The organism is Lysobacter sp. TAB13 (assembly GCF_052113885.1).
GTDB lineage: Bacteria > Pseudomonadota > Gammaproteobacteria > Xanthomonadales > Xanthomonadaceae > Lysobacter > Lysobacter gummosus.
Genome location: NZ_JBFRDR010000023.1, coordinates 24079 through 37205, shown reverse-complemented (window position 1 = coordinate 37205; position 13127 = coordinate 24079). Strand labels below are relative to the sequence as shown.

Annotated in this window: 12 protein-coding genes; 3 read left to right on the top strand and 9 right to left on the bottom strand. The window is 67.2% G+C overall.

Features of this window, described 5'->3' with window-relative positions; genetic code table 11:
* Positions 1–104: 104 nt before the first annotated feature.
* The 3 genes from AB4Y92_RS21170 (at position 105) to AB4Y92_RS21160 (ending at position 2875) form a co-directional block, all read left to right on the top strand.
* Positions 105–524 carry a hypothetical protein gene (locus tag AB4Y92_RS21170; protein WP_441821463.1) on the top strand — a complete coding sequence of 140 codons (420 nt, stop codon included), beginning with the start codon at positions 105–107 and terminating at the stop codon, positions 522–524.
* 62 nt (positions 525–586) lie between these two features.
* Complete coding sequence (locus tag AB4Y92_RS21165) at positions 587–1438, top strand: endonuclease/exonuclease/phosphatase family protein (RefSeq protein WP_441821462.1); 852 nt, start codon at positions 587–589, stop codon at positions 1436–1438.
* Positions 1439–1495: 57 nt separating this feature from the next.
* Complete coding sequence (locus AB4Y92_RS21160; protein ID WP_441821461.1) at positions 1496–2875, top strand: esterase-like activity of phytase family protein; 1380 nt, start codon at positions 1496–1498, stop codon at positions 2873–2875.
* A gap of 298 nt (positions 2876–3173) precedes the next feature.
* On the opposite strand, the gene AB4Y92_RS21155 is transcribed toward AB4Y92_RS21160, so the two are convergent.
* From AB4Y92_RS21155 to AB4Y92_RS21115, 9 genes are all read right to left on the bottom strand, one after another.
* Positions 3174–3989 carry a YdeI/OmpD-associated family protein gene (locus AB4Y92_RS21155; protein ID WP_441821460.1) on the bottom strand — a complete coding sequence of 272 codons (816 nt, stop codon included), beginning with the start codon at positions 3987–3989 and terminating at the stop codon, positions 3174–3176.
* 39 nt (positions 3990–4028) lie between these two features.
* A complete protein-coding gene (thpR, locus tag AB4Y92_RS21150; RefSeq protein ID WP_441821459.1) occupies positions 4029–4616 on the bottom strand; it encodes an RNA 2',3'-cyclic phosphodiesterase in 588 nt (195 codons plus the stop codon).
* Positions 4617–4810: 194 nt separating this feature from the next.
* Positions 4811–5944, bottom strand: coding sequence for a hypothetical protein (locus AB4Y92_RS21145; protein ID WP_441821458.1), 1134 nt, complete (start codon positions 5942–5944; stop codon positions 4811–4813).
* 38 nt (positions 5945–5982) lie between these two features.
* The gene (locus AB4Y92_RS21140) at positions 5983–6699 is read right to left on the bottom strand and encodes a helix-turn-helix domain-containing protein (protein ID WP_441821457.1); all 717 of its coding nucleotides are present in this window, start codon (positions 6697–6699) and stop codon (positions 5983–5985) included.
* Positions 6696–7274 carry an SRPBCC domain-containing protein gene (locus AB4Y92_RS21135; RefSeq protein WP_441821456.1) on the bottom strand — a complete coding sequence of 193 codons (579 nt, stop codon included), beginning with the start codon at positions 7272–7274 and terminating at the stop codon, positions 6696–6698. Before AB4Y92_RS21135 ends, AB4Y92_RS21140 begins: the two co-directional genes overlap by 4 nt.
* 510 nt (positions 7275–7784) lie before the next feature.
* Complete coding sequence (locus AB4Y92_RS21130) at positions 7785–9677, bottom strand: ATP-binding cassette domain-containing protein (protein ID WP_441821455.1); 1893 nt, start codon at positions 9675–9677, stop codon at positions 7785–7787.
* A 102-nt stretch (positions 9678–9779) separates the two neighbouring features.
* A complete protein-coding gene (locus tag AB4Y92_RS21125; protein WP_441821454.1) occupies positions 9780–10319 on the bottom strand; it encodes a hypothetical protein in 540 nt (179 codons plus the stop codon).
* A gap of 467 nt (positions 10320–10786) precedes the next feature.
* Positions 10787–12349 carry a protein adenylyltransferase SelO gene (locus tag AB4Y92_RS21120; protein WP_441821453.1) on the bottom strand — a complete coding sequence of 521 codons (1563 nt, stop codon included), beginning with the start codon at positions 12347–12349 and terminating at the stop codon, positions 10787–10789.
* A 79-nt stretch (positions 12350–12428) separates the two neighbouring features.
* Positions 12429–13106 (bottom strand): glutathione S-transferase family protein, encoded by a 678-nt coding sequence (locus AB4Y92_RS21115; protein WP_215057278.1) that lies wholly within the window; start codon positions 13104–13106, stop codon positions 12429–12431.
* Between the last annotated feature and the right edge of the window lie 21 nt (positions 13107–13127).

Sequence of the window (13127 nt, the reverse complement as noted above, 5' to 3'; positions counted from 1 at the left end):
TGTCCGCGTAAATGAGCAGATCGCTTATGCCGCAATTCGACGTGGCTCTCCCGGATCGACCCACGCGCTATCCTGGCCGCATCCGTCCCCCGCCGAGATCCCGCATGCGTTCGCGAACCGCGCTGCTACCGGCCCTTACCGTCTTGCTGCTGACGGCCTGCTCGGGAAAACCCGCGCCGCCGCCGGACACCGCGAAACCCCGCGCGGCGCCGGCCAAACCCGCGCCGGCCCTGCGCGCGATCGGCACCGAACCGGGCTGGCTGGCCGAGGTCGACGCCGGCCCGAAACCGAAGATGCGGCTGCAGCTCGACTACGGCCTGCGCAAGATGGAACTGTCCATCGTCGTGGAGAACGAACAAAAGGACGGTTACGTGGGCGTCACCGACGACGGCACCTTGATCGGGCTGCTCTACAAGCGCGAGCGCTGCAGCGACGGCATGAGCGATCGCGTCTACGCCGCCAGCGCCGCGTTGTGGGACGGCCACAAGATGTACCAGGGCTGCGCCGAGGTCGCTTCGCCATGAACCGCAACGAATTCCTATCCAACACCGCCCCGCTGCGGCCACGAAACGCGATCCGGGCCGCGATGGCACTGATCGTGGCGATGCTCGCTACGGCCGCTTCGGGCGCAGAATTGCCGCGATCGCCGGACACCATCGCCGCCGTTCCGGTCGCCGTGCTCACCCTCAACCTTTGGCACGACAAAGGCGACTGGCCCAAGCGCCGCGCGATGATCGTGGACGAAATCCGGCGCCTGGACCCGAACCTGATCGCCCTGCAGGAAGTGCTGCAACGTCCCGGCCTGCGCAATCAGGCCGAAGACCTCGCGGAGGCGACCGGTTACAAGGTGCGATTCGTCTCGGTGGACGCGGACGACGCCGAGCGCCGCTACGGCAACGCGATCTTGTACAAGATCCCGGGCTCGGCGCAGGACATGCGCAAGCTGGAACCCTTGAACGACTACCGCACCGCCGCGCACGCGCAGGCGAGCTTCGATGCCATGCACAACGGCGTGGATTTCTACGCCACGCATCTGCACAACGAACGCGACGGCGGCACGATCCGCCGCCGCCAGATCGCCAGCCTGCTGGACTTCATCGACGACAGCCAGCGCACCGGCAACGTCATCGTCGCCGGCGACTTCAACAGCGACGCCGATTCGCCGGAACTCAAAGCCCTGGCCGCGCGTTATCGCGACGCCTACGCCCAGGCCCATCCCGACAGCGCCGCCGATCCGGCGCGCAGCACCACCCTCAACCCGGCCTATCTGCCCGCGCAGCGCATCGATCACGTGTTCTACGACCCGAAGCGTTTCGAGCTGATCGAGGCGCGCATCGTCCTGAATCAGCCGCGCGACGGCGTCTGGGCGTCGGATCACTTCGGTTTGTTCGTGCGTTTGCGCCCGACCCATCCGCTGGAATCGCACCGGCGTCATTGAACTGACATGTGCCGCTCCTAGCGTGGTCCGCTTCCCCCGGACCCGCAGGAGCCCCGCATGATCCGCACCGCCCTGACCACGCTGCTGCTGGCTTGCGCCATGCCCGCCATGGCCGCGCCGCCGAGCGCCGCGCGCTGGTCGCTGACCAACGTCGTCGAGACCCCGGCCACCACCCGCGATGCCGTGCGCCTGCCGCCGGGCACGCCCGACCAGGCCAATCTCAACCGCTTCGGTTTCTATTCCGACCTGAGCTACAACCGCCGCGACGGCTACTGGTACGCGCTGTCCGACCGCGGCCCGGGCGGCGGCGTGATCGACTACGCCACGCGCCTGCAGCGTCTGCGCATTCCCTATGATCGCCGCAGCGGCCGCATTGGCCAGCCGGTGGTCGATAAAACCGTCTTGTTCCACAACGCGCGCGGCGAGAGCTTCAACGGGCTCAATCCGCAGCTGCTCAACGGCGATGCGTCCAAGCTGGGCTTGAGCTTCGATCCGGAAGGCCTGGCGATCGGTCGCAACGGCCATTTCTTCATCGCCGACGAATACGGCCCGAGCGTGTACGAGTTCTCGCCGAACGGCCGCTTCCTGCGCGCCTTCGCCACGCCCGCCAACCTGCTGCCGCGCAACGCCCAGGGCGGATTGGATTACGTCGGCGACCGCAAGCTGGTGATCAACGGCCGCCAGGACAATCGCGGCTTCGAAGGCCTGAGCTTCAACGCCTCCGGCGACAAACTGTATGCGGTCATGCAGGACCCGCTGACCCAGGAAGGCTCCAACAACGACGGCCGCCGCAGCCGCAACGTGCGTATCGTCGAGTTCGATCTGCGCAGCGGCCGTTCGCGCGCCCAGTACGTGTACCGGCTGGAGCCGATCGCGGATTTGAACGCGATCGATCCGTCGACCGCGGACGATTTCTCCGCGACCAACCAGGGCCGCAGCATCGGTCTGAGCGCGATCCATGCGCTGAGCGACAGCGAATTCCTGGTGTTGGAGCGCGACAACCGCGGCCTGGGCGTCGAAGTCACCGCCGCGCCCTTGCACAAGCGCGTTTATCGCATTTCGCTGCGCGGCGCGAGCAACGTTGCCGAGCGTTCGCTGGCCGGCAGCGACGACCTGCCCGCCGATGTGCGCGCGGTCGGCAAGGCGCCGGAGCTCGACATCCTGGCCGCGCTGCGCGACGCCGGCGCGCGCGACATCCCGGAGAAGCTCGAAGGCCTGGCGATCGGCCCGCGCCTGCGCAACGGCAAGCATCTGGTGTTGATCGGCAGCGACAACGATTACAGCGTCACTCAGACCGGGGCTGGCGAGCAGTTCGAGGTTTGCGTCAATCGCGTCAGCGGCGCGCGTGCGCAGGTGGCGTTGGATGGCGATTGCCCGGTGGGCATGAGCCGGATTCCGGGTACGTTGATTGGGTTTGCGGTGGATTTTCGGCGCTGAGGGCTGTGGATTGGGGCGATGCGCGGCAAACCGGACGCCTCGCCCCATCGTCCATCCCCCCATGAACCCCCGCTTCGGTTCCCCCCTTTGAAAAAGGGGGGTTAGGGGGGATTTGCTGTTGCTGTTGCTCTTGCTGTTCGCGCCCCAAAAGCAAAAGCGAATCCCCCCTGCCCCCCCTTTTTCAAAGGGGGGAACAGCACGGGTTACTTTTTCAAAGGGGGGAGAGGGAACAGCACGGGTTGCTTTTTCGAAAAGAAGGGGCGGCTCGGGTTACTTTTCAAAGAGAAAACGGCGCGAGCTACTTCGCCATATATTTCCAATTCCGCATCTTCCCTTCCGCCATCCACTCCATCGCTTGAGCAAGACGCGACTTGCGCGTCTCATCGCGCTTAGCCTCTTCGATCCACTCCACATACTCGCGCTGCTGGCTCGGCGGAAACCCCTCATACGTCGCCCTCGCCTTCGCATTGCGCTTCAGCGCGGCGGCCAGATCGTCCGGCACCGCCAGCGGCGGCTTGGCCCGCGCGGTCTTGCCCGGCGAACGCGTCACCCCAGCCTCGATCAAGGCCATCGCCTGCTTCACCAGCTGACTGAGTTCGCGCTGGCCGGGCAGATCGCCGACCGCGGTCAGCCGCCCGAACTGGCCCATCGCTTCGCCGCTGCGGGATCGGTCGGCATCGGCGATGTTCGGCGCCTGCCAGAAGCCCAGGGTGGCGTGCTGCTTGAACGCGGCCATGCCGCACAGGATCTTGCCGCGATAGACGAAGCTCGGCATTCCCCACTTGATCGACTCTTCTACCTGCGGACAGGCCTTGTGCACGAGCGCGCGCACGTGTTCGAGGATCGGTTGGGCGAAGGCCGCGGAGGCGGCGATGTAGGTGTCGATGCGCGGATCGTGCAACGTCGGCGGCGCGGTTTTCATCTTCGCCTTGGCCGCATGGTCTTTCTTCGACGCGGCGTTCGCGGGTTTCTTCGCAGCCGCCGCCTGCTTGGGCGGCGCGGTCTTCGTTGCGGATTTCTTCGCGACCGATTTCTTCGTAGTCGTCTTGGTCGAAGCGGCTTTCGTCGATGCCGCCTTCGCCGCCCCCGTCAATCCCGATTTTCGCTGTGCCATGGCTGCCTCCCACGCTGAGGATGGCCTATTGTGCGCCGCTCAATCCGCCAGCGGCCACTGCCCCAGCACCGTGTAGGCGTTGCGCGAGCCCAGTTGGCTGTGGATCAGGGCGAAGTCGCTCACGCGCCAGGCGATGAGCCCGATCGCGATGGGCGGATGCAAGGGCGCGGCGGCGTCGCGGACGATGGTCACGTGCGGGGTCAGGCTGTGCCCGCCCTCCACCCGCACCCCGCGCTTGGCCAGCGCCACGCCTAGGCGGTCGAACAAGGTCTGCAGGCCTTCGGGGGTGCGCTCGCATCCAAGCCACCACGGGATCGAGCGGTTGCGGAAGCTGCCGGCGCGGTCCAATGGCAGATCGAATGCGGCCGCGGCGATGTCGGCGGCGGCCTGTTGCGCGGCGGCGGCGCGGTCGGCCTGGAACTGGTGGGCGTCGCCGAGGAATTGCAGGGTCAGGTGGTAGCGGTGCGCGCCGATCAGGCGGCCGCCGGCGTCGTGCTGCGTGCGCACTTCGGCGGCGACGGCGGCCATGCGCTCGCGCGTGGCCTCATCGGGCAGCAGGGCGAAGAACAGGCGATGGATGTCGGCTGTGGGCGGCGGTGCGTCGCCGAATAGGGAGTTCTGTTGCATGGGGGCAGTTTACTCGGGGCCTGTACCGGTGCGCGGCTATCTCAGCCGAAAGCATCGGGGCTGAAGCTCCCTCCCACAAAAGATTTCGGGGCTTCAGTGGCGAACACTGCTCACAACGGCGATCGCCGCTCACGACGGTCTGTCGTGAGCGGGGATCGGCACAATCGCGGTTCCGCTTCAACCGCGCACCGCCCTCACGACTTCGGCTTGGCCGCCGCATCGCCCGCGGCTGCCGGCGGCGTTTCCGCCTCGCGCTTTCGCGTGTCTTCGATCAGCACATCGCGCGCGGCGTTGCGCACGGCGACCGGGTCGGATTTGTGCAGGTCGCTGTCGGCCGGCAAGCCCATCTTGGCGACGATGTCGATGATCACCTGCTTGTTGGCGTAGGGATGCGGGTGATCGGGTTCGTCGTCGCGGCTGCGGTAGAACTTGTCCAGCAAGGCCATGTGGGTCTTGTCGGACTTGAACAGTTCGGTCAGCTTGGCGCGGTATTCCAGCACCCACGGTTTCATGTCGGGCCAGCGCTTGAGGTCGGCGAAGTGCTGGGCTTCGTGGCCGAGGAAGCTGGCCTGGAAGTCTTCGCCGGTCAGGTCGCCATAGGCCGAATGCACGGCGTACAGGCCTTCGGGTTTGACCCATCCGCCGGTGCCGGTGCGTTCGCACGCGGTGTAGCGGCTCCAGCCGCGGCTGACCCAGTCGTCCATCAGGAACACGCGCACCGGTTGCTTCTCGCCGCTGGGCAGATCGACGGTGTAATCCTTTTCCTCCTGCTTGCCCCACACCAGCAAGTCGTACAGCGGCGGCGTGCGGCCCTGCAAGGCGTGCATGCCGCGCTTGCCGAGTTCGGCGCTGAGGCGGTCGGTCAAAGCTTCGAACGCTTCCTCGCCCTCGGCCGGCGGCTTTTCGCCGATCAGGGCGGCGAGCTTGGTCTTGAGCTGCTTTTCCTCGGCCGGCCGCGTGGCCGGATCGCGCGTGGCCTGCCACCAGTAGCGCTGATACGCCTCCAGCACCTGCCGGGCCAGCGGATCGGCCGGCGCGTCGGTCATCGGCGGCGGGGTCTTGCGTTCGTGGCGTTCGAACATGCAAGTGCGAAAGCGCGCGTCTTTCTCGTTGAACTGATCGACCGGCGCGGTCTTCAACGCGGCCAGCGCGGTCGGCACATCGGCGCGCAAGGTCGCGCCGATGGCGTCGCTGACGGCCTTGGCGGCCAGCGGGCCGCTGTCGGGTTGCTTGGGCATGTCGGCGGCGTGGCCGATCGCGCAGGCGATCAGCAGCGGCAGCAGGGCCGCGGCCGGCAGCAGGGAGGCTTTCTTCACAGATGCGTGCATGGGGGAAGCTCCGTTTACGCGATGGCGCGTTGGAGCCATTAGGCCGCGACGGCCAGGTCCCGGTCTTGTACGTACTTGATCTGTTGCCGCAGCCGCATCGGCGTGCAACCGGCGTGGGCGACGACGATGCGGTGCAGATGGCTCTGATCGGCGAATCCGGCGGCGGCGGCGACTTCGGCCAGCGGCAGCGAGCCGCCGAGCATTCCCAGCGCGCGGCGCCAGCGCGCTTCGCGCCGCAGCGCCCGCGGCGACATGCCGTAGCTGCGGCTCAGCGCGCGGCTGGCGTGTTCGGCCGAGACGCCGAGCCGGCGCGCGATCAAGGCGATGTCGTCGTCGCTTTCGTCCATGCCGCGCAGCAGTTCGGTCTGCCAGTCCGGCAGTTCGGCCGCCGCTTGCGGCGTGGCGCAGGCCAGCAATTCCGGCAGCCGCTGCGGGCAACGCTGGAACACTTCCAGCGCCTCGCGCAGGTCGTGCACTTGCCAGGCGCTGGCGGCGGTCTGGATCAATTGCGCCGACGGCGGTTCGGGCAGTTCGATGTTGATCGCGCTGGCGCCGCTGCGGCCGAAGCGGTCGCCGTGGGCGTGATACGGCGGATGCAGGATCAAGCTTCCCGGCCGGCACGGCAGCGGGCCGTCGAGGCTGGTTTCGGTGTAATCGCCGTCCAGCACCAGCGCCGCGTAGGCCTCGCGATGGCGATGCGTCGCCAGCGTCGCGCCGCGATCGTGACGGGTGCGGTAGGCGCCGGCCGGATTCACTGATGCGCGTCCTTGGCCGCGGTGGCGGGCTTGCGCAGGTAGTCGGCCAGGCCGCCCAACTGCAGGCCCTGCACTTTGTCGATCACCGGCACGAACTTGCTCAGATCGTCGGGGCTGTAACCGCCGGCGCGGTAGTACAGAACGATGCGGGTGCCGCCGTCCTTGGCCGCGCTGAGACGGAACTCCATCGCCCCGCTCAGGCCCATGCCCTGCAGCGGGCCCAGGCCGCCGAGCAGGCGCAGGGTCTTGCCCGGATCGACGAAGCTCACGGTCATGTGCAGGGCCTGTTGCTTGCCGTCGCGGCTGATCTCGCAGAAGCAGCCGCCGGCGCGCGGATCGATCGACAAGGTCGAAGCCGCGCCCCACCAGGTGTGGTCCTTCGGCCACCAGCGATCGACATCGCCGACCAGGGCTTTCCAGACCGTGGCCGGATCGGCGGCGACGGTCTGTTCGTTCTCGATGGTGAAACCGTTGGCGGTCACGTCCTTGACCGCGGCGCCGGCGCTGCCGGCGGCGAGCGTCAGGCCGAGGGCGGCGATGATGCTGGTGGTGATCGATCCGATGGTGGTGCGCATCGCTCTGCTCCCCTCGCCGGCCGTCCCGGTGTCGTTGAGGGAATTAGGGACTGGCGGGATGGTCCGGCGCAATGGACGGAAGTTGGGGTGAGCGGATGCGCTTGCGAGCCAAAGGCTCGCGCATCCGCGAACGCCAGGGCGACCAGCCCTGGCCGGGGTCGCTAACCAATCGGGAGCGAAGCCACCTGACTTCAGAACACCGCGTCGTCGCCCGAACGATTTATCGCGATGAAGCCAAAGGCTCGCGCATCCGCGAACGCCAGGGCGGCCAGCCCTGGCCAGGGCCGCTAATCAATCGGGAGCGAAGCCACCTGACTTCAGAACACCGCGTCGTCGCCTGAATGATTTATCGCGACGAAGCCTCTCGCTCGCGCATCCCCGAACGCCAAGGCGCATGCGCCCTGGCCGAGCAGCAAAGACTTCAAAGCGATGTCGCGATAGAGCCCTGGATCCCCGCCTGCGCGGGGATGACGGCTTGAAGATTCGCAGCGCCAAACAGGCGCCGTCTGTTCAAGCATCCAACTCCGCCCACCGCGCATACGCCGCTTCCAGCTCAAGCTGCGTCTGCGCCAGGCTGGTGTTATGCGCGTTGATCGCCGCGCTGTCGCGCTGATAGAACGCGGGCTCGTTCATTTGCGCGGTCAACTCGGCCACGCGCCCCTCCAACTGCTCGATCCGCGCCGGCATCTGTTCGAGTTCGCGCGCGTCCTTGTAGCTGAGCTTGCGCTTGACCGCGGGCGCGGCCGCTTCCGGCGCCGGCTTGGCCGCGGTCACGGCCTTGGCCGAATCCTTGGCCGTGGCCTTGGCGGCGGCGGCATAACCGGCCGGGCGCTGACGCTGCCAGTCGCTGTAGCCACCGACGTATTCGCCGACCTGGCCGTCGCCTTCCATGACCAGAGTCGAGGTGACCACGTTGTCGAGGAAGTCGCGGTCGTGGCTGACCAGCAGCAGCGTGCCCGGGTAGTCGCCCAGCAGTTCTTCCAGCAACTCCAGCGTTTCCACGTCCAGGTCGTTGGTCGGTTCGTCCATCATCAGCAGGTTGGACGGCTGCGCGAACAGCTTGGCCAGCAGCAGGCGGTTGCGCTCGCCGCCGGACAGGCGGGTGATCGGCGCGCGCGCGCGTTCGGGCGTGAACAGGAAATCCTGCAGATAGCCGATCACGTGCTTGCTCTTGCCGCCGACTTCGACGAACTCGCGGCCTTCGGCGACGTTTTCCAGCGCGTTCCAGTCTTCACGCAAGGTCGCGCGGTACTGGTCGAAATAAGCGATCTGCAGCTTGCTGCCTTCGCGCACTTCGCCGCTGTTGGCCTGCAGATCGCCCAGCAGGATCTTCAGCAGCGTGGTCTTGCCGCTGCCGTTGGGGCCGATCAGGCCGATGCGGTCGCCGCGGAACACGGTAGTGGACAGGTCGCGCAGCAGCGGCTTGCCGCCGTAATCGAAGGACACGTTCTTGGCTTCGATCACCTTGCGGCCGGAGGCTTCCGACTGGGCCAGATCCATGCGCACGTTGCCGACCGTGTCGCGGCGGGCCTGGCGCTCGTTGCGCATGGCCTTGAGCCGACGCACGCGGCCTTCGTCGCGGGTGCGGCGGGCCTTGATGCCCTGGCGGATCCACACCTCTTCCTGCGCCAGCAACTTGTCGAAGCGGGCGTTTTCCTGCGCTTCGGCGTTCAGGCGTTCTTCGCGACGGCGCTCGTAGTTGGCCCAATCGCCGGGCCAACTGGTGACCTGCCCGCGGTCGATCTCGACGATGCGGGTGGCCAGCGCGCGCAGGAAGCGGCGATCGTGGGTCACGAACAGCAGCGCGCCCTGCCAGGACTTGAGGAATTGTTCGAGCCAGTCGATGGCTTCGATGTCGAGGTGGTTGGTCGGTTCGTCCAGCAGCAGCAGGTCCGGCGCCGACACCAGCGCGCGCGCCAGCAGCACGCGCCGCTTCATGCCGCCGGACAGGCCGGAGAATTCCGCGTCGCCGTCCAGGTCCAGGCGGGTCAGGGTTTCGGTGACGCGCTGGTCCAGTCCCCAGCCTTGCGCGGCCTCGATCTTGGTCTGGACTTCGGCGAGCTTGTCGGCGTCGTAGTGATCGCCATGGGTGAGGTGGTGGTACTCGGCCAGCCAGTGGCCCAGGTCGCCCAGGCCGTCGGCGACCACGTCGAACACGGTGCCGCTGGCGCCGGGCGGGACTTCCTGTTCGAGCCGGGCGATGCGGGTGCTGCCTTCGCGGCGGATCTCGCCGTCATCGGCCTGGATTTCTCCGGCCAGCAGTTTCATGAGCGTGGACTTGCCCGCGCCGTTGCGACCAATCAGGGCGATGCGTTCGCCCGGTTCGATGGCCAATTCGACGTTTTCGAGCAGGAGCGGGCCGCCGACGCTGTAGTCGACGTTCTGGACGGTGATCAGAGGCATCCGGCCATTCTATCAGGCGCGCTGTCGCCAGCGCCGGCAAGATTCAGGGGCGCACGCCTGAAGCCGCGGCGGTGGGCGGGCGGCGAATACTGAAGGGGATACTTAAATCCAGCGCACCGAGACGCAAACCTGGCTTTGGAACCACAAGTCGAACGCAACGCCGGCAACCACCCATTTGCCCAGCTCCAGGCCGTGGTCGAAGCTGCCTAAGTCTTTCGGCGGTCCCAGGTAAAACTCCACCTCGCTCAGCTGCAATCCTGTCACCAAGGCGCCGAGCGTCTTTTCGTCGATGGCCTGGCCGCTGTTCACCCTCGCCGCCAACGCTTGCGCGCAGCGGTTGGCGTTCTCGACGCTCGCCTTGAACCGCGCAAGCGACTCTACATAGTCGCCGGCCGTTACATACAGGTGGAGGCAACGGCAGCAAACGGCGATCGCATCGCGCGCGAGCGCTCCGCAATTGTGCAAAGGGAAGCCGCACACAAAACAATCGCGAACCCCGGCCCTCTTTGCCATTGCATTCAAATCGATATCGAAACAACAAAGATCCTCTACACCTCTGGCCTGTTCGATCTTGCCGGCCACCGACTCGAAATCGACGATCCTGTTTTTCAGCACGTCCCTGCCCTTGCTTACTGAAGCCACGGTTGGATACGGCTCCGCCAAGCCGGCAGGTTACCCCCCACAGGGCGCAAGCGACGACAGCCTTCCGCTTACACGGCGGCCCGGGCAGGCGCATACTCGGCGCAGGCGCCCGGCATCCGCCGCGCCGCGCCGTCATCCAGCGAGGAAAACGTCATGAGCAAGGGCCTAGACCGCAAGAAGGAAAGCAAGAAGAAACCGGCCAAGACCATGAAGGAAAAGCGCGCCGAGAAGAACGAAAAGAAGACCACCAAGGGCTTCGCCCCGGTCTGAAGCGGTACTCGTACCCGCCCGACGGGCCCGCAAGCGGCCTGATGGGTTGAGGCGGTGGCAGCGGCGTCCGCGGCCACCGCACGCGCCGCGCGGCCGCTCAGGTCGGCGCCGGCCGCCGGAAATGGCCTGAGCCGGCGCTTAAGAGCCCATTGCGCACACACGGGCCGGCATCGGCCTGATCCTAGGGTCCGCGAACCTCAGGAACTGCACGACAGCATCGAACACCCCGCCTTCACCCGCGCCCAATCCGGCCGCTTGGCCGCGAAGGCTTCGCGTCCGGGCTGATCCTCATAGGGCCGGCGCATCACCTCGAGCAACTCGCGCACCCCGTCCGGATCGCCCTGCTCGGCGCGGTCGATCGCCTGCTGGGCCAGGTAGTTGCGCAGCACATAACGCGGATTGGCGGCGTTCATGCGCGCGATGCGCTCGGACGCGGGCATCGCGTCGGCGCGCGCGCGCTGGGCGTAGCGCGCCAGCCACGCGCGCAAGGGCGCCTCGCCTTCGTCGCGCTTTTCCGCGTCGTACCAGGCATCGGCGAACACCTGCGTGTCGGCGGTGTCGCCGGCGACATCGACCTTCGCCAGCGCGCGGAAGAAGATGCTCATATCGACCTCGTGCCGCTGCAGCCAGTCGCGCAGTTCCTGCATCAACACGACATCGCTTTCGCCGCATTCGCGCAAGCCCAGCTTGCGCGCGATGCTGTCGCCCTCGGCGGCGTTGTAGGTATCGACATAACGGCGCAAGCCGTCCTGCAGGACTTCGACCGGAATCAGCACCGACAGCGCGCCGGCCAGCCGGCTCAGATTCCAGTACGCGACCTGCGGCTGCTGGCCGTAGCGATACCGGCGGCGGCCGGCGTCGGTGGTGTTCGGGGTCCAGTCCGGGTCGTAGTTGTCGATCCAGCCGTAGGGGCCGTAATCGATGGTGAGGCCGAGAATCGACAGATTGTCGGTATTCATTACCCCGTGCACGAAACCCACCCGCATCCAGTGCGCCATCAGCACGGCGGTGCGTTCGCACACTTGCGCGAACCATTGCGCGTACAGGTCCTCGCCCGCGCCGGACAGCTCCGGAAAATCGCGGCGGATGCAGAAATCCAGCAGTTTCTGCAGCACTTCGTTGTCGCCGCGCGAGGCCGGCAGTTCGAAGTTGCCGAAGCGGATGAACGACGGCGCGACCCGGCAGACGATGGCGCCGGGCTCGGCCTGCGGATGGCCGTCGTAGAACATGTCGCGGACCACCGCATCGCCGGTGCCGACCAGACTCAAGGCGCGCGTGGTCGGCACGCCGAGGTGATGCATGGCCTCGCTGCACAGGAATTCGCGGATCGACGAGCGCAGCACCGCGCGGCCGTCGGCGCTGCGCGAGTACGGCGTCGGCCCGGCGCCCTTGAGCTGCAGTTCCCAGCGCTCGCCGGCGGCGTTGATGGTTTCGCCGAGCGAAATCGCGCGGCCGTCGCCCAGTTGCCCGGCCCAATGGCCGAACTGATGGCCGCCGTAATTGGCCGCATACGGCTGCATGCCGTCGAGCAAGGCGTTGCCGCCGAACACCGCGGCGAACTCGGCGCTGGCGACATCGGTCTCGCTGAAACCCAGGGTCGCGGCCATTTCCGCCGAATGCGCCAGCAGCACCGGCGCGGCCACCGGCGTGGGCTGCACGCGCGAATACAGCGCACCGTGCACCTGGCGCACGTCGGGCCCGGTCTCCGGATCGCCCGGCAGATCGCGGACGAAGGCATTGTCGAAGCGCAGTGCGTGCATGAAAACCCAGGACTTCGCCGCGACGGCCGGCGTTACCGCTTCAGATGGTGCCGCCCGGCGCGAACCCAAGCGCCGGCGCTCAGCTCAGCAGCGAATACGGCCCGCCCTTTTCCACCGCGCGCTGATAGGCCGGGCGCGCGCGGATGCGCTCGACGAAAGCCTGCGTGTGCGGGCGCTTGCCGCCGGCGCGCGCGGCCGCGGCTTCCACCGGGAAACTCATCTGGATGTCCGCCGCGGTGAAGCGCTCGCCGGCGAACCACGGCCGCTGACCCAGCTCGCTTTCGATATAGCCCAGGTGCAGCGCCAACTGCGGGCCGACGAAGGACGACATGGCCTTGTCGGCGATGCCGCGCGCGATGGGCTTGGCGAAGAACGGCATCGGCGCGGTCTTCAGACGTGCGAACACCAGACTCATCAGCAACGGCGGCATCGCCGAGCCCTCGGCGTAATGCAGCCAGTAGCGATAGCGCGTGCGTTCCTCGCTCTCCAGCGGATGCAGCGGCGGCGAGAGCTGGTGCTGGCTGTCGTAGCGCTCGGTCAGGGTTTCGATGATCGCGGCCGATTCGGCCAGCACCTGACCGTCGAGCTCGACCACCGGCGACTTGCCCAGCGGATGGATCGCGCGCAACTCCGGCGGCGCCAGCATGGTCTTGGGATCGCGCTGGTAGCGGACGATCTCGTACGGAAGCTGCAGTTCTTCCAACAGCCACAGCACGCGCTGGGAACGGGAGTTGTTGAGGTGATGGACCTTGATCATGCGCGCGATGCAGCCAGCGGG